This window comes from Pedobacter ginsengiterrae (assembly GCF_039537385.1).
GTDB lineage: Bacteria > Bacteroidota > Bacteroidia > Sphingobacteriales > Sphingobacteriaceae > Pedobacter > Pedobacter ginsengiterrae.
Genome location: NZ_BAABAK010000015.1, coordinates 301,252 through 317,502, shown reverse-complemented (window position 1 = coordinate 317,502; position 16,251 = coordinate 301,252). Strand labels below are relative to the sequence as shown.

The window sequence follows — 16,251 nt, the reverse complement described above, 5'->3', positions numbered from 1 at the left end:
CAACTGTTAATAGTAGCAGGAAATTTTGTTTATAAACGGGATTGAAGCGATATCCTTTTAAATTAGAAGCCGCTTCGTTCACATTGTCATTCTGAGGTACGAAGAATATGCAACCGATGAAACAGATGCTTCGTGCCTACCATTGACGTTATTTTTAACTATCTATATTTCAGTTAATTGCATTTTAAGTTCATTTGCTTTTTTATGAAGAAACATAATTTGTTGCTGCTTGATTTTTTCTTCATACTTTGCTATTCCTGTCTCAACATACATCATTCCCTTATCGAATATCCTGTAGTATAGTTCAGCCAATTTTCGTGCAGTTGCTTTTATTGCAATTCCAGAGCCTTTTCTTGCCTTTAATCTTCGGGCAAAAGCGCCCAGTCCAGGCTGTTTGCTCAGGATAAGACTCTGTGCAGCTTGTTTGAATATTTGTCCGGCTCTTGTGGCAGGTTTTTTCTTACTCCTCTTGTTCATCTTACCGGATTGGTGTTTTCCGGGCGCAAGCCCAAGCCAGGAAACGAAATTTTTAACAGAAGGCCATTGGTTTATATTGTTTCCTAATTCGGCAGTAAGTCGCATTAGGCTATAATCGGTTAGGCCGGGTAGCGTGGTGGGATTCGCTCCATGAATACCCAAAAGCAGATCATGCAAATGATTTATTTTAGGTTTGTTATGGCGGATTGGTTTTATTGGATGATTGTCCGTGTAATTTTTATTAGATGAACTATTATATTCTTCAAGTATTTTTCCGGTCTCGGTATCACATTTGGAGACTTGGTTGAGGTAAAACATGTACCCATCATAAGCTTGCTGAAGTTCGAAAATATATTCTTCTTTGTAATTACCTTCCAGGGCCAGCAAGATATCCTTGCCTTTGTTTTTGATCAAACTTGTAGTACAATAGCCTAAAAGCTTTTCAGGATTTCGCTCCCCGGCCAGAATAGCCTCTATCATGGCTAGCCCACTAGCTCCGTGGGTTTGCGAAAGCACTTCGGGCAAGCGGATATTCATTAGAATCATGGCTTTTTGCATATGCTGAACATGGGTGGATGCCATTTGCAGTTTATCCTCCCGCATCCGCGTATAAACCCTTAGTTTTCTTACAATATCCTCAGGAACAAAACTCTTGCGCAGCAGGCCATAGCTAAAAAGCTGCTGTATCCACTGACAGTCCTGAACATCGGTTTTTCTACCCGGAAGGTTTTTACTGTCAGAGGGATTTACCAATGTTACATCAAAGCCATCGGCTTCTAAAATATCGTAAAGGGTGATCCAGTAGACACCCGTGGCCTCCATCGCTACATGGGTTATCGAACATTCCTTCAGATAGGCACTTAACTCCTTGTAACTTGCGGTAAAGGTGCGAAAGTTCCTGACCGATTGTCCCTCTACCGAAACATAAACTTTTTCACTGCCAATATCGATACCGGCACTGTTGGGATAAATCTTGCTTAAAATATCCATAATAACAAACGAGTACTTTTTTAGAATGAGCTTAGGGTATATAAGATAGAAATATTACCACCATGCGGGATATCTCTCGATTCACCAATATTGATTAATAAAATACCCTAAAACAAAACTCAGTTTCAGGTTGAAACACTAATGATACGACTGTTATGATGCTCATCTCTTACTCACAATAAAGTTAACGTCATTTATATTGATTTTTATGAAATAAATTAACCCTCAGAATGACAGAATAATTAAAAGATCAAGCAAAAAGCCCGACTAACGATATTCGTAGCCAGGCTTTGCTTTTCAAAGGATTTGTAATTTAGTTTTTCATTCTGCCTTGTTCAGATTCTGTACCTGTAGAGCGACGACGGGCGGGTTTTATCTCATTTTTACCAAAACGATAAGTGAAACTTATTCTGCCAATCTGGCTTTCGTTTTTCTGGCGAACCTCATACTTTAAACCAGGATAACCACTCGATAGATTATTTTTGTACGTGTTAAATATATCTGATAAAGCCAGCTTTAAACTTGCTTTTTTATTCATTAAAGATTTACTCAAACCTGCATCAATAGAATATCTTTCTTTTAGTTTTAACGTGCCATAATCTAATGGTGATTCGTAGCTGCCATTTAACTCTGCTGTTAACCCACTAACTATGGTAAAACTTTGTTGCGATTTAAATTGAAATGATGTTTTACCTGTTTTCAATGCCTGACCAGCTAAATTCGGAGCCTCGAAACTCAAGTAGAAAACATTTAAATTATTGTTCATCGACCACCATTTAGCAACCTTAACTGGAATATTCAAATTAGCATTATAACTGATGTTTTTCGCAAGATTTTCATTGGTTTGGTATAACGCTTTTTGAGCCTCGTTTGGTAACAGAACTTCGGTAATTACATCAGTTGTTCTGCTGTAACCTACCGATAACATATACTTTTGCATTAAGGTATAACTCAACTCAAAATTGTTAGTGTATTGAGGTTTTAGAAACGGATTACCTTGATTGTAGGTGTACTGGTCTAAGTAGTAAATGAAAGGATTCAAGGCATCGTAACTCGGGCGGTCAATTCTTCGGCTGTACGACAAACCTAACTGGTTGTTTTTTGAAAGTGTTTGTTGAACAAATAGTGTTGGAAAGAAATCCCAATAACTTCTTTCTACGATTGTATTTGTTGTAATTAAATTTCCTTTCGAGTTGGTTTGCTCTACTCTTAAACCAAGTTGAATACTGGTATTTTTAAACTGTTTATTAATATTTGTATAAGCGGCATTTACATTTTCATCGTAAACAAACTGGTTGCTTCTACGAACATCATTTTGCCAGTTATTGTTTGTAAGTTCTTCTGCCTGCAAATCGTTATCTGTTTTTACCCAGCTACTTTTTAATCCAGCTTCAAGCTTTACCGTTTTGCTTAAAGCAACATTGTAATCTACTTTAAATGCTTTAATATCAATTTTCGAAGGTGTATTATTTCTAGTATAACTAATCGGTCGAATTCTATTTCCATTTGCAAACATATAGTCGTTTGTGTAATCAGAGCCATCATTGCCACTATATTTTGAATAATCGAAATCTGCAGAAATTTCCGAACCAGCAGTATCCAAAATCGACTTATAATTTAGGTTATAAGCAATATTGTTATACTTATTGGTTTGCAAACTAGTAGATCTTAATGTAGAATCTGTTGTTTGGAAAGACGGGCCAATTAACGTGTTATTTGTAGCAAATTCTGTCCCGTTGTTGAAATACCCATTTACTAACACACCGATTGTGTTTTTCTTATCGATAAAATAGTCTAAACCTGCTTTAAAGTTATTGTTTTGTTGTTTTCTATTACTTAAACCTTCTTGCATAAAATAAGTATCGGGTGTACCGTTCGAGATCCTGTCGATAGCAATTGTATTTTCGCGTTTGGTTCTACCATAATTATAATTTCCAAAAATGTTTAACTTCTCTGTTCTATGGTTAAGATTTAATCCTGCATTACCTCTAAAGTTTTTACCATATCCAGCGGTTGCATTTACACTTCCGTTTGTACCGCCTGCTTTACTTTTCTTAGTTTTAATATTAATGATGCCTGAATTGCCAGATGCATCGTATTTTGAAGAAGGATTAGTAATTAATTCAATTGTTTCAATTTCAGAACTTTGCATGTTACGCAACAAATTTGCCACATCAGCGCTACTCATATAAGTTTGTTTTCCATCCAATTGAATCAATACGCCTTGCTTTCCCTGCATAGAAATATTATCATTCTGATCGACTGAAACACCTGGAGCTTTTTGTAAAACTTCGAGTGCATTGGAGCCTGTCATCACCGCACTACTCGAAACATTCATTACAACTTTATCCATCTTTCTTTCGATTAATGGTTTAGTTACTGCAATGGTAACTTCTTTTAAATTCTGACTTGTAGAAACCAACTGCGCAGAACCAAAATCTACTTTCTGATTATCTTCAGCAAGGGTAATAACTTTACTTTTTAAAGTTTTATAGCCCATGTTGCTGGCCTTATAGAAATAATTTCCTTTGGTTGGTACCGTAAAGCCAAAAGCACCGTTCGGATCTGTAAAGCCAGTTTTTACTATGCTAGAGTCTGCAGCTTTATAAAGAACAACAGTTGCGTAATCTGCAGGTTTTTTGTTCTCATCCAGTATAGTCCCTGTAATGTTTGCCTTCGAAGATGTTTGCGCAAAGAGATAACCCGAAGAAAAAGTGGCGATTATTAATAACGATATTTTGTAGATAGTTTTCATTGGTTTTAGGTTTTAATAATTTAAAAAATTTAGGCAAAACGATTTCTATAACGTATGTGCATACGTTTTCCAGAATTTTACCTTCCTGTTTTAAAGTTTAGCACGAAAACGAACGGTTTCCGTGGTTTAGTTATTAATAAGACGACCGTTTTTTTAAAAGGTTACAAGGTTTTCAAAAAAAGAATAAAAACATTAATTTAATCATAATTTGAAAGTGAATGCTGGTTGGTTATGGCTAATGTAGCCCTGCCATTTGCTCCAATCTTTTTAGGCTTCGGTAATGCGGAGTATTAAATGGTCTACACCATCTTTCCGTGCGGTATTCAATTCAGTGTGGTTGCAAAAAAAAAGTATTTCCGCTGCTGTCAGGCTATTAAACAAAAATTCTACCCATAAAAAAAGGTTTGTAAGCATTTTGCATTACAAACCTTTTCAAAATATCGAATTTAAAATTATTTCACGCCAAGAACATCTACACCTTGCTCAAAAACAAGGTCAACAGGAATGTTTTTTCTGGTTAACCGATCTAAATCTTTTTGTAATTCTGAAGAGATATTAGCTTTTTCTTTTTGGGCTTTTTCTACAGCTATTTTATCGCCATTTCCCTGCAGGGTAATGATAAATGCACTTAAATCATTCATGGTAGAAGCAAATTTATCGAAATTTACCTTGTAAGTTCCTTGTGATGTACGTTCAAATGCACCTTTTTCTTTAAAGTAATTAAAGCATTGCATATTAGCCTTTCCATGCGCTTCTGATGCCCCAAAGCGAACTGAGCGTAAAATGCCTGCCATAAAAGTAGTGTAATACTCTTTAATATCACCTTGTAGTTCGCCCTTTTTAAGTAAACCTGTCACCATATATAAGCCTAAAATATCAGCTTTGCCCTCTTCAAGCCAGCTGTATTGCTCTTTCAAAGCAGCACGAACAAAACCTTTGCCTGTTATGGTTTTTTTAATCCCTAAACCGTGGGCAACTTCATGAAACATTACGTTTGCGAAAAACGCATCAAACTTGATATATTTTTGCTGCTCAGCGTCAATTAACTCTTTAGAAATTGGCATTAAAATTTTCTCGAATTTTGCTTGCATTGCATTTTTAAGCTGAGAGCGGCGGGTTCCTTTTTCTTGTTGAATTTTCTCGTCGTTTGGTAAATTAACCGCAATGGTTTTAGATCCAGCGTTACAATCTCCTGCGTAATAAACAACATCATAAGCATTTAGTTCAGAATCGGTACCTGGTGTTTCTGCTTTGTATTTTGCAGCAACAGGTAAGTTTTTCTGTAATTCTGGAAGCATTTTTACATATTTTGCCAAACGCTTGCTCCATGCTGCATCTTTAATTAAAACGTAAGACTCATAGCTTGTGCGGGCATTAAAAAGTTTGTCTTCGTAGTTTTCAATGGGGCCAATAATAATGTCCAGCCCATTGGTTTTCATATCTAACCAGGCATAATCGCTTGCGGTAAAATTATCCGATACCAATGCATCAGCTCGTAGGTTTAGGTACTTTTTTAAACCAGCGTCTTCTGCTATTAAAGCTGCTTGTTTTAATAATGATGATGCTTTTTGTAACTCAGCAGCAAATAGTACATGATAAGGCACTGTGCTTAATTTTCCAGCGCTGTCTTTTTTAATTACCGAATAAGCACCAAATTTGTCAGACAGTGTCGATTTTTCAATTTCTTCCTTAGTTATGCCATAAGGATAAAATGATGCACCTTCAGGTTTAACCCCAACTCCTGCAACAAAAGGTTTGTCGTTATTTAATCTATCCCATGGGCCATAATTAATGTTAACGAAATCTCTCGTTTTTTCATCCTTAATGGTTGCCAGTAAACTATCGCGTTGCGGATAAGCTTGTTTCCAGTATAATTCATCCATAATTTCTGCCGCTTGAATTAATAGAGGCAAAACCTTACGGTCGTTTACACTAAGCTGATTAATATTGGTTGTTAATTTTACGCGTTCGTAAATGGGTAGGCGTTGTGCAACATATTCAGTTAAACTATCTTTTTGGATAACAACTGCCGCTTTGTCTCCTAATGGGGGATTAGCATTGTTACATGCTGAAAACAGTGTTGCCGATAATGCAATAGCTGGTAATAATATGTTTGTTTTGTATAAATTCTTCATTATTAAATTATATCGAGCCAAAATTAATAAAATTTAAAAGCATTGTATAAAGTTTGATGTAAAGGATGAACTTTAACCTAACTTTGTAACTTCGATGCATTAATAAAATACATTATGTTGTTAACAAGTCTTACAAAAAATCGTTTATCACTTTCAATTGTTTTAATTTTTTTAATTTCTGCCTGTAGCACAAATAAGTATGCTGCAACCGAAAAAATTTATAAAGAAAAGGTTAAGGGTTTTTCAAAGATTATATTGGCAACGCCGCCCGAAGGTCAGCTTTATGATTCAGTAAATGCTGCAAACCAGCAATGGATTGGCTCTGTAAATTTTGGCATTCGTAAGCCTAATTTTGTAATTATTCACCATACCGCCCAAGATAGTTTAGCCCAAACTATAAAAACATTTCACTCTACAAAAGCAGGAACTAGCGCACATTATGTGGTTAGCCGCGATGGGAAAGTAGTTCAGATGGTTAACGATTATCTTCGTTCTAACCATGCAGGGGTAAGTAAGTGGGGTAAAGATACAGATTTGAATTCTTCATCAATTGGGATTGAGTTAGACAATAACGGCACAACCGATATTTGGCCTGATGCACAGATTAACAGCTTGATAAAACTTTTAACAACGCTGAAAAAGAAATACGGAATCCCAACCGCAAACTTTATTGGGCACGCAGATATCGCCCCAAAACGTAAACCAGACCCGAACAATTTTCCATGGAAAAAATTAGCCGTTAAGGGTTTTGGCTATTGGTACGATGATGTACTTCAAAATCCACCAGTTGATTTCGATACCACTAATGCATTAAAGCTTATGGGCTACGATACAAGTGATTTAGGTGCTGCAATTATAGCTTTTAAGCGTCATTTTATTCAAACAGATTTAAAACCAAAACTAACGCCTGTAGATATTTTGGTTTTGTATAATGTTTATACAAAATATTAAAGAGGTTTGCCGTTTAGACCGAGAGATTGCGGAATAATATAATGTTCTTAAATTCCGTTAATATCGCTAATTAACATAGAATATCATCTGCAAGATTACTTTCTATGGCAACAATCTTGGCATAAAAAAACACGGATAAAACTAGTCTATCCGTGTTTATTAAGAAAGCTAAACTATTTAGTTCGGTTTCTTAAAGGTATCTTTTAATGTAACTGTTCTATTGAAAACAAGTTTTTCAGGTGTAGAATCTCTATCTAAGCAGTAATACCCTTTTCTGATGAACTGGTAACGACCATCTAAATCAGCATCAGCCAAAGCTGGTTCTATGTATGCATTAGGCAATACGGTTAAGCTTTCAGGATTTAGATAATCCTTAAAGTCTCCTTCCTCAGCATCTGGCGTTTCGGAAGTAAATAAGCGATCGTACAAACGAATTTCCGCAGTTTTTGCATGTGCTGCACTAACCCAATGAATGGTTCCTTTTACATTAATTCCACTTGTATCATTTCCGCTTTTCGATTCGGGAATGTAAGTACAATGAATTTCGGTCACGTTACCATTTTCATCCTTAACAAAATCTTCGCATTTAACGATATAGGCAAATTTTAAACGAACCATTGCACCTGGCGCTAAACGGAACCATTTTTTTGCAGGTACTTCCATGAAATCTTCACGCTCAATCCAAAGTTCGTTGCTGAATGGAATAATACGGGTACCTCCGCCATCTTCTGCTTCAGGATTGTTCTCGCCGATTAAATCTTCACTTCCTTTTTCGTAGTTGGTTATCACTAATTTAATTGGGTCTAAAACGGCCATCACACGATTAGCTGTTTTATTTAAATCCTCACGGATGCAAAACTCCAATAAACTCAGTTCTATCAGGTTTTCACGTTTAGCAATACCAATACGCTCACAAAATTCGCGAACACTTTTTGGTGTAAAACCTCTTCTGCGTAAGCCAGAAATTGTAGGCATACGTGGATCATCCCATCCACTAACTAAATTTTCGTTTACCAATTGCAATAATTTACGCTTACTCATTACGGTAGAAGTAAGGTTTAAGCGGGCAAATTCATATTGTTTTGAAGGGAAAATTTCTAATTTCTCGATAAACCAATCATATAGTTCGCGATGCGAAACATATTCTAATGTACAAATCGAATGGGTGATGTTTTCGATACTATCACTTTGTCCGTGAGCAAAATCGTACATTGGGTAAATGCACCATTTGTTGCCTGTACGGTGATGTTCTGCATGTTTAATACGATAAATAATCGGATCACGCATTAACATATTCGGACTTGCCATATCGATTTTTGCTCTCAAAATATAAGCGCCATCCGCAAACTCACCATTTTTCATTCTAGTGAAAATGTCTAAGTTTTCTTCAACGCTGCGATTACGATGAGGGCTATCTTTTCCAGGTTCGGTAGGTGTGCCTTTTAGGTTTGCAATTTCTTCTGCAGAACTTTCATCAACATAAGCCAAGCCCTTTTCGATTAGTTTTACGGCAAAAGAATACAATTCATCAAAATAATCTGATGCAAATAATTCGTTTTTCCAGCTAAAACCTAACCATTTAATATCTTCTTGCTGGCTGTTTACATACTCTGTTTTCTCCGTAACTGGATTAGTGTCGTCAAAACGCAAGTTTGTATAACCGCCGTATTTCTGTGTTAGTCCGAAGTTTAAGCAAATTGCTTTCGCATGGCCAATGTGTAGATAACCATTAGGTTCTGGCGGAAAACGCGTAACCAAAGTTTCATACTTACCACTATTTAAGTCGTTCTCAACAATTTCTTCAATAAAGTTCAATGACTTTTCTTCACTCATAAAAACCTGTAAATTAGGAATGCAAATGTAAAAAGATTAGTGCAATTCTTGTTGTTTTAGTTAATGAATAATTTGAAGATCAAAATCAATACATTTACATCAACTTAATATTCACTATGAGCAAAGAATTAAACCGCCCGATACGCGTTTTAGTAGCCAAGGTTGGGCTTGATGGGCACGACAGAGGTGCTAAAGTAATCGCAACTTCTTTACGCGATGCTGGTATGGAAGTGATATACACTGGCTTACGTCAAACGCCTGAAATGGTTGTGAATACAGCCCTGCAGGAAGATGTTGATGCAATTGGGGTTTCAATTCTTTCAGGGGCACATATGACGGTTTTTCCAAAAATAATTCATTTTATGAAAGAAAAACAGATGGATGATGTGCTATTAACAGGAGGCGGAATTATTCCAGAAGGAGACAGGACTAAACTAGCTGAACTTGGTGTTGGAGAATTATTTCCTCCAGGAACAACGATGGCAAGCATTGTACAATATATTCAAAATTGGGTTACAGAAAACAGAAACTTTTAAGCTATGTCATATCAAAATTTAATATCAGAAGTAAAAGAAAATATTTTATACGTTACCATAAACCGCGAGAAAGCATTAAATGCTTTAAATGCAGCAACGTTGGCAGAACTTGCTGATGTAGTTGAATTTGCTGCAAAAACCGACGAAGTTAGAGGTGTAATTATAACTGGTGCAGGCGAAAAGGCATTTGTGGCTGGTGCTGATATTAAAGAATTTTCTGATTACAGTGGTAAACAAGGTGAGGAATTAGCGAGAAAAGGACAGGAACAAGTCTTCAATGCGATAGAAAATTCTCCCAAGCCTTTTCTTGCTGCGATAAATGGATTTGCTTTAGGTGGAGGTTTAGAATTGGCTATGGCTTGCCATATGAGAGTTGCCGCTGAGCATGCCAAATTAGGATTGCCAGAAGTAACACTGGGTCTAATTCCAGGTTATGGCGGTACACAACGTTTAACTCAATTGGTAGGTAAAGGAAAAGCGATAGAAATGATCACTACAGCAAGTATGATTAGCTCTGTTGATGCAGAAAAAGTAGGCCTGGTAAATTATGTTGTGCCGCAAGAAGGCTTGATTTCTAAAGCAGAAGAGATTTTGAATGTGATTAAGCAACGTGCGCCATTAGCGGTTGCTGCTGCAATAAAATCTGTTATTGCTTCAATAAATGATGAAGATGGCTATGGTGTTGAGATTGAGGAGTTTGGAAAGTGCTTTGAGACCAAAGATTTTAAAGAAGGTGTTTCCGCATTTGTAGAAAAACGAAAAGCGATTTTTGCAGGAGAATAATATTTATGTTTGATTAATTCAGGTTTTATTTTAAAAAATTTAGAACACATTTACCAATAGAATTTTTTTACTAATTATGCACCCTGAATTCTCTCCTGATATTCGATGACTTTTACTATCCAACTTTATAACCATAAATGGTTTGGAAGTTTAAAATAGTATAACTGGTTATTCTGCTATCGATTATAAAGACACATACTTTTGATCTGGTGCCTTGAGATTACAGATGTGATGATACCGATGGGCGGGATGTTTTAATAAAAATCAAGGAAAATTATTCAACACAACAACAGCTGTAATCATTACTGCAGGCTATCAAGATATCATGTAAAATTAGCGTTAATCAAACGAAGGCAGCACAAATTTCAAATATCGATAGCGAAAACACTTTACAAAAAATTGAAGGTAAAGAAAAAATTTTCGCAAACTCAAACAAAATAGCTCTTTTCTATCTTTAAAAGAATACCAAGCAATTAAATTATGTCGGTATTCTCGTTTAAGCAGCGTAATAATATTAATCTTGTAATTATTATAGCACTTGGGCTATTAATTGCGTACTCTTTACAAGGTATTTTTAGTGCTATTTTAAGTACACTTGTTTTGTATACGATTATACGTCCTGTTTACATTTATCTAGCCGAAACTAAAGGATGGAACAGGAGGCTGGCTGCCTTATTTATTATAGCGGTTAGTATTGTTTTAATCGTTTTGCCTTTTTATGCTTTAAGCAGCATGGTGATTAGCAAAATATCTGAACTTAGAAATAATGAAATTTTCTTTAAAAATCTGCTTGTAAAACTTCAGCATCTTTTACCAGTTAAAATAAATGAAACCTTAATTCAAGACGGTTTGAACCGAATTGGAAATTGGGCAACGCAGCTTTTTCCTTCACTTATTTCGAGTGCTGTAAATATTATACTTGGTTTACTGGTGATGTACTTTTTACTCTACTTTATGTTGATAGAGCGAAAGAAATTCGAGCATTCCCTAATAAAATATGCGCCACTAAGAGAGCAAAATGCCTTGCGTTTTGGCGATGAAATGCGGAACACAACCTATGCAAATGTTATCGGACAAGGATTAATCTGTCTAGTTCAGGGCTCTTTAGTGAGTTTATCGTTTTATGTTTTGGGCTACAAAGATCCTGTTTTTTGGGGGGTGATTACTACATTTATATCGTTTGTGCCTGTTTTAGGGCCGCCTGTGGTATTTGTGCCAGCGGCTATTTTACAAATTGCAAATGGAAATAATTTTGCGGGTTGGGCCATGTTAATTTTTGGCTTTGTTGTTATTATTAATATCGATAATGTTCTTAGATTTATAATAGCGAAAAAAGTAGGTAACATTCATCCCATAATTACAGTAATTGGCGTAATTATTGGTATCCCTTTATTCGGAATATTGGGCTTGGTTTTTGGTCCACTATTGTTATCTTATTTTATTTTGCTCGTTAAAATTTATGAAACCAGTACACTGGCATCAGAAAGATTGGAAAGAATTAAAACAAATAATGGGCAAAATGAGTTATAATTTATAGCTTAACAAAAATAATTTGGCAATATTATTTTGTAAATGTTAAACCCTTAAAATACATTATTATGAATGATAACTCAAAAGTTGTAGTTGCCCTTTTAGCGGGATTAGCGGCTGGAGCTGCACTAGGAATTTTATTTGCACCAGAAAAAGGCGAAGAAACTCGTGATAAATTAAGCCAATCTTTAAAAGATTTAGGTGATTCGATAAGAGATAAAGCTGCTGATGAAATTAACAATTTATCAAGCCTGAAAGAAAAAGTAGTAAGCTCGATTAAAACCAAATTGAGAAGTGTAGAAGAAGAATATAGCGACGACGTAGAGCACGCATAAAAAATAAATAATAACCAGATTCATATTGAATCTGGTTAAATATCATCTGAATTATGCAGGAAAATAATGATAAGAGTATTGAAGATTTGGTAGATGATGCCAAAGGCTTTTTAGAAGCCAGGGTAGAATACACCAGACTTTATCTTGTAGAAAAAGTATCTAAAATTTTTGCCGATTTAGTAACCAGTACCGCAGTTATTGTTTGTTTTATATTGGCATTTTTGTTTGGCTCTGTAACACTTGCACTTTACCTTTCTGATGTTTTAGGAAGTTATGCTGGTGGTTTCGGTTGCGTTTCATTATTCTATATTTTATTGGCAGTAATTGTTTATTTAACTAAAGATAAATACATTGAAAAGGCTATTATTAACGTCGCTATCAGAAAGTATTTTGATAAACTAGCAGATAAGGAGGAAGATGATGAAAAGTTATAAAAACATCAGAAATCTTACTGATTTACAAGCTAAAAAACTGGAGCTTAAAGTAGAATATACCTTAAAGCAAAATATGCTTAAAGCTGATGCCAAAACATATTTTCATCAATTTACTTTAGGCGCATTAATTAAAAAATATGCTACACCGAGTAATCTATTTAAGGTTGATGATAAACTAAATTTAAGTGGAACAGCAATGTCTTTGCTTTTGCCAATGTTTATGAATAAAACCCTTTTTAGAGGTGCGGGTTTTTTAACTAAAGCAGCTGTTGGTTTAGTTTCTGGCAAAGTAGGGAAATCTTTAGATGCGGAACATATCTCTGCGATTTTTAACTCAGTTAAAGGTTTTTTTGGCAAGAAAAAAGAGAAAAAGGATAAAAAGTTTGTCGACTACGGCATTCCGCCCGATAGTGAAACATTTTAGTTCGAAGGTTTACCAGAATCGGTTTATTTGTTTGGGTATTTAACCTAAATAATTTAATCGAAAGTAAAATATATAGAAAAGGCGTCCGAAAATATTTTTGGACGCCTTTCTTATGATTTATGTTTTTATTTAGGCTCAATGCCATTGGTGAATTAATGGCTGATGAACCATTGAACCAATTACAAATCTGTCTTAATTTTCAATTCCTTTAACTGTTTATCATCAATAGTACTCGGACTATCAATCATTACATCTCTTCCTGAATTATTTTTAGGGAAAGCAATTACATCCCGAATCGAATCTAAACCTGCAAAAATCGAAGTTAAACGATCGAAACCAAAAGCGATACCACCGTGTGGCGGTGCGCCAAATTCGAATGCGTCCATTAAGAAGCCAAACTGTTTTTGAGCTTCTTCGGCACTAAATCCTAAATGCTTAAACATTAAAGCTTGTAAAGCTCTATCGTGAATACGAATTGAACCACCACCAATCTCGGTTCCGTTTACAACCATATCATAAGCATTTGCACGAACATTTTTAGGATCAGTGTCAAGCAATGCGATATCTTCTGGTTTTGGCGAAGTGAACGGATGGTGCATGGCATGGTAACGCTCTGTTTCTTCATCCCACTCCAAAAGCGGGAAATCCAATACCCAAAGTGCTGCAAATTTATTTTTATCGCGTAAACCTAAACGGTTGCCCATTTCTAAACGAAGCTCGTTTAATTGCTTACGAACTTTATCTGTTGAGCCAGCAAGAATTAGAATTAAATCTCCTTTTTCAGTTGCAAAAGCCTCGCTCCACTGTTTTAAATCTTCTTCGTTGAAGAATTTATCTACAGATGATTTAATTGTTCCATCGTCGTTATGGCGAGCGTAAATTAATCCTGTAGCGCCAATTTGAGGGCGTTTGATGAAATCAGTTAACTCATCTAATTGTTTACGAGTATAGCTAGCAGCACCTTTTGCATTAATACCGACAACTAATTCTGCATTATCAAAAACAGGGAAACCTTTTCCTTTTACCAGTTCGTTTAATTCAACAAATTGCATATCAAAGCGAGTATCTGGTTTATCTGAACCATATAAACGCATGGCGTCTGCATATTGCATACGTGGTACTTCTGGTAAATCATAATTGCGAACTTCTTTAAATAAAGTACGAATTAAGCCTTCAAAAGTGTTTAAAATATCTTCTTGCTCAATGAAAGACATCTCGCAATCAATTTGAGTAAATTCTGGCTGACGATCAGCTCTTAAATCTTCATCTCTGAAACATTTCACAATTTGGAAGTACCTATCAAAACCTGAAACCATAAGCAGTTGCTTAAAAGTTTGCGGTGATTGCGGTAAAGCATAAAATTCACCCGCGTTCATACGGCTTGGTACAACGAAATCTCTTGCTCCTTCTGGTGTAGATTTAATTAAAACGGGTGTTTCTACTTCAATAAAATCTAAGGCATCTAAATAACGACGAACCGATTGCGCCATTTTATGACGTAAAACTAGATTATTACGAACTGGATTACGACGTAAATCTAAATAGCGGTATTTCATACGCAATTCATCACCGCCATCTGTTTCATCGTCGATTAAGAAAGGAGGTAATTTTGCAGCATTTAAAATTTCTAATGCAGTGATTTTAATCTCTACATCGCCAGTTGACATTTTAGGGTTTTTGTTGCTTCTTTCTACAACCGTACCTATTGCTTTAATTACAAACTCACGACCTAACGCACGTGCAGCTTCGCAAAGTTCACGATTATCGTCCATGTTAAAAACCAACTGAGTAATACCATAACGATCGCGGATATCGATGAAAGTCATCCCGCCTAAATCTCTTGATTTTTGTACCCAACCACATAGGGTTACACTTTCGCCTAAGTTATTAAGGGTTAGTGCACCACAAGTTACTGTTCTTAACATATATTGTAATCTAAATTGAGCGGCAAAAATACCGATTTTGTTTTAAACTTTTGAATAGAAGATTCGAGGAAATTTATGTTGCTATTTTGTTAGTCACAGAAGTACTGAAAACATATAATTAAGTCAACTAACTGTTTTGCGCTTAAATACTAATTTAATTGGGTCTTATGCTTTTCTGATAAACAAGATTCAGCAAAATCAATTATTTTATCCAGCTTCAATGTCGAAAGATCACGTTTGATAGGCGCGTAATTTATTTCTCCAGGAATATTAATTACGAAATAACCTTCTGAAAGTTTTTCCGATTCGCAACCCAAGAGATTAAAGATTTCTCTGATATTATTTGTTTGGGTTGACTTTTTGGTGATTACGACTTGTATTGTCGAATTATCCGAAGCTTCAATTAATTCTCTATAGGTAAGCATTTCTTCGTCATAGTCATGTTCTGCGAAGATGATATCACCACACGCAAATGAAGCGTAGAAAGAAATGTTCTCAATTCGGAAGTAGCCTTTATCTAAATCAATGATTTCCGCCCACATTGTTTCTACAGTCCATTCTTCTAAAACGTCGCTGTAGAATTTGAAAAGTACTTTTACAAAATCATCATTATCCTCCATCTCAATATTTTTCCTCCAAAGTAATTTCAACTTCAACAACTTTCCATTGTGCGTTTAATTTTTTCCAGTGAAAAATTTCTTCGGTTTGGATGGTTTGTTTTTTTGTAAATAATAAACCTTTGATATAAATAATAGATTTTCGGGCGATTTTCTCTATGAAAATATCATTTTCTACAGCTGATTTTATGCGATAGTAAGTTGTGCTTATGCCTTTTGTTTTTCTGAAATACTTTTCTGTTTCATTAATCAATTCCTTTTTATCGAAAGTGGTGGCATCAGCATTTTTGTATGTGATACTTTCATCAAATTGAACAATATAATCTGAAATGTTTTTATTCTCGAAAGCTACATCTGCTTTCTTATGTATTGCATCAATTTCTTTTATAATTAAATCGGTTTCCATGGTATGAAGTTAATTGTTTGTTTCAGGGATTTCAAATTTATGATGATTAGAATGATTGCTTTCCATATTAAACCCGATTGAAGTGAAAATACTTTTTAATTTGCAGCAACCCTGAATAAG

At 35.3% G+C, this 16,251-nt stretch carries 14 protein-coding genes; 7 read left to right on the top strand and 7 right to left on the bottom strand.

The annotated features are described in order from the left end of the window. Positions 1-162: 162 nt before the first annotated feature. The 3 genes from ABD692_RS14480 to ABD692_RS14470 all read right to left on the bottom strand — a co-directional run bounded on the left by ABD692_RS14480 (position 163) and on the right by ABD692_RS14470 (position 6,357). Positions 163-1,467 carry an IS110 family RNA-guided transposase gene (locus ABD692_RS14480; RefSeq protein WP_344768108.1) on the bottom strand — a complete coding sequence of 435 codons (1,305 nt, stop codon included), beginning with the start codon at positions 1,465-1,467 and terminating at the stop codon, positions 163-165. Between the two features lie 313 nt (positions 1,468-1,780). Next, a complete protein-coding gene (locus tag ABD692_RS14475; protein ID WP_344768107.1) occupies positions 1,781-4,222 on the bottom strand; it encodes a TonB-dependent receptor domain-containing protein in 2,442 nt (813 codons plus the stop codon). Positions 4,223-4,674: 452 nt separating this feature from the next. Continuing rightward, on the bottom strand, positions 4,675-6,357 hold the full coding sequence (locus ABD692_RS14470; RefSeq protein ID WP_344768105.1) for a dipeptidyl-peptidase 3 family protein: 1,683 nt from the start codon (positions 6,355-6,357) through the stop codon (positions 4,675-4,677). A 114-nt stretch (positions 6,358-6,471) separates the two neighbouring features. On the opposite strand from ABD692_RS14470, the gene ABD692_RS14465 reads away from it, so the two are divergent. Further along, on the top strand, positions 6,472-7,308 hold the full coding sequence (locus ABD692_RS14465; protein ID WP_344768103.1) for an N-acetylmuramoyl-L-alanine amidase: 837 nt from the start codon (positions 6,472-6,474) through the stop codon (positions 7,306-7,308). A gap of 177 nt (positions 7,309-7,485) precedes the next feature. On the opposite strand, the gene ABD692_RS14460 is transcribed toward ABD692_RS14465, so the two are convergent. After that, positions 7,486-9,141, bottom strand: a complete 1,656-nt coding sequence (locus ABD692_RS14460) for a glutamine--tRNA ligase/YqeY domain fusion protein (protein WP_316755114.1) — start codon at positions 9,139-9,141, stop codon at positions 7,486-7,488. Between the two features lie 116 nt (positions 9,142-9,257). Here ABD692_RS14460 and ABD692_RS14455 point away from each other — a divergent pair, with 116 nt between their 5' ends. The 6 genes from ABD692_RS14455 (at position 9,258) to ABD692_RS14430 (ending at position 13,183) form a co-directional block, all read left to right on the top strand. Continuing rightward, positions 9,258-9,677: a cobalamin B12-binding domain-containing protein gene (locus ABD692_RS14455; RefSeq protein WP_316755116.1), complete on the top strand. Its 420-nt coding sequence runs from the start codon at positions 9,258-9,260 to the stop codon at positions 9,675-9,677. A 3-nt stretch (positions 9,678-9,680) separates the two neighbouring features. Further along, positions 9,681-10,460: an enoyl-CoA hydratase/isomerase family protein gene (locus ABD692_RS14450; protein WP_344768100.1), complete on the top strand. Its 780-nt coding sequence runs from the start codon at positions 9,681-9,683 to the stop codon at positions 10,458-10,460. A gap of 480 nt (positions 10,461-10,940) precedes the next feature. After that, positions 10,941-11,990 carry an AI-2E family transporter gene (locus tag ABD692_RS14445; protein WP_344768098.1) on the top strand — a complete coding sequence of 350 codons (1,050 nt, stop codon included), beginning with the start codon at positions 10,941-10,943 and terminating at the stop codon, positions 11,988-11,990. Between the two features lie 68 nt (positions 11,991-12,058). Then, a complete protein-coding gene (locus tag ABD692_RS14440; RefSeq protein ID WP_316738034.1) occupies positions 12,059-12,325 on the top strand; it encodes a YtxH domain-containing protein in 267 nt (88 codons plus the stop codon). Between the two features lie 53 nt (positions 12,326-12,378). Next, positions 12,379-12,759 (top strand): phage holin family protein, encoded by a 381-nt coding sequence (locus ABD692_RS14435; RefSeq protein WP_316755122.1) that lies wholly within the window; start codon positions 12,379-12,381, stop codon positions 12,757-12,759. Then, complete coding sequence (locus ABD692_RS14430) at positions 12,743-13,183, top strand: hypothetical protein (RefSeq protein ID WP_344768095.1); 441 nt, start codon at positions 12,743-12,745, stop codon at positions 13,181-13,183. Before ABD692_RS14435 ends, ABD692_RS14430 begins: the two co-directional genes overlap by 17 nt. 179 nt (positions 13,184-13,362) lie before the next feature. Here ABD692_RS14430 and aspS read toward each other — a convergent pair whose 3' ends face one another. The 3 genes from aspS to ABD692_RS14415 form a co-directional block, all read right to left on the bottom strand. Further along, positions 13,363-15,108 carry an aspartate--tRNA ligase gene (gene aspS / locus ABD692_RS14425; protein WP_316755126.1) on the bottom strand — a complete coding sequence of 582 codons (1,746 nt, stop codon included), beginning with the start codon at positions 15,106-15,108 and terminating at the stop codon, positions 13,363-13,365. Positions 15,109-15,257: 149 nt separating this feature from the next. Then, positions 15,258-15,728, bottom strand: coding sequence for a DUF4265 domain-containing protein (locus ABD692_RS14420; RefSeq protein ID WP_344768093.1), 471 nt, complete (start codon positions 15,726-15,728; stop codon positions 15,258-15,260). Between the two features lies 1 nt (position 15,729). Further along, positions 15,730-16,131, bottom strand: a complete 402-nt coding sequence (locus ABD692_RS14415; protein ID WP_344768092.1) for a hypothetical protein — start codon at positions 16,129-16,131, stop codon at positions 15,730-15,732. Between the last annotated feature and the right edge of the window lie 120 nt (positions 16,132-16,251).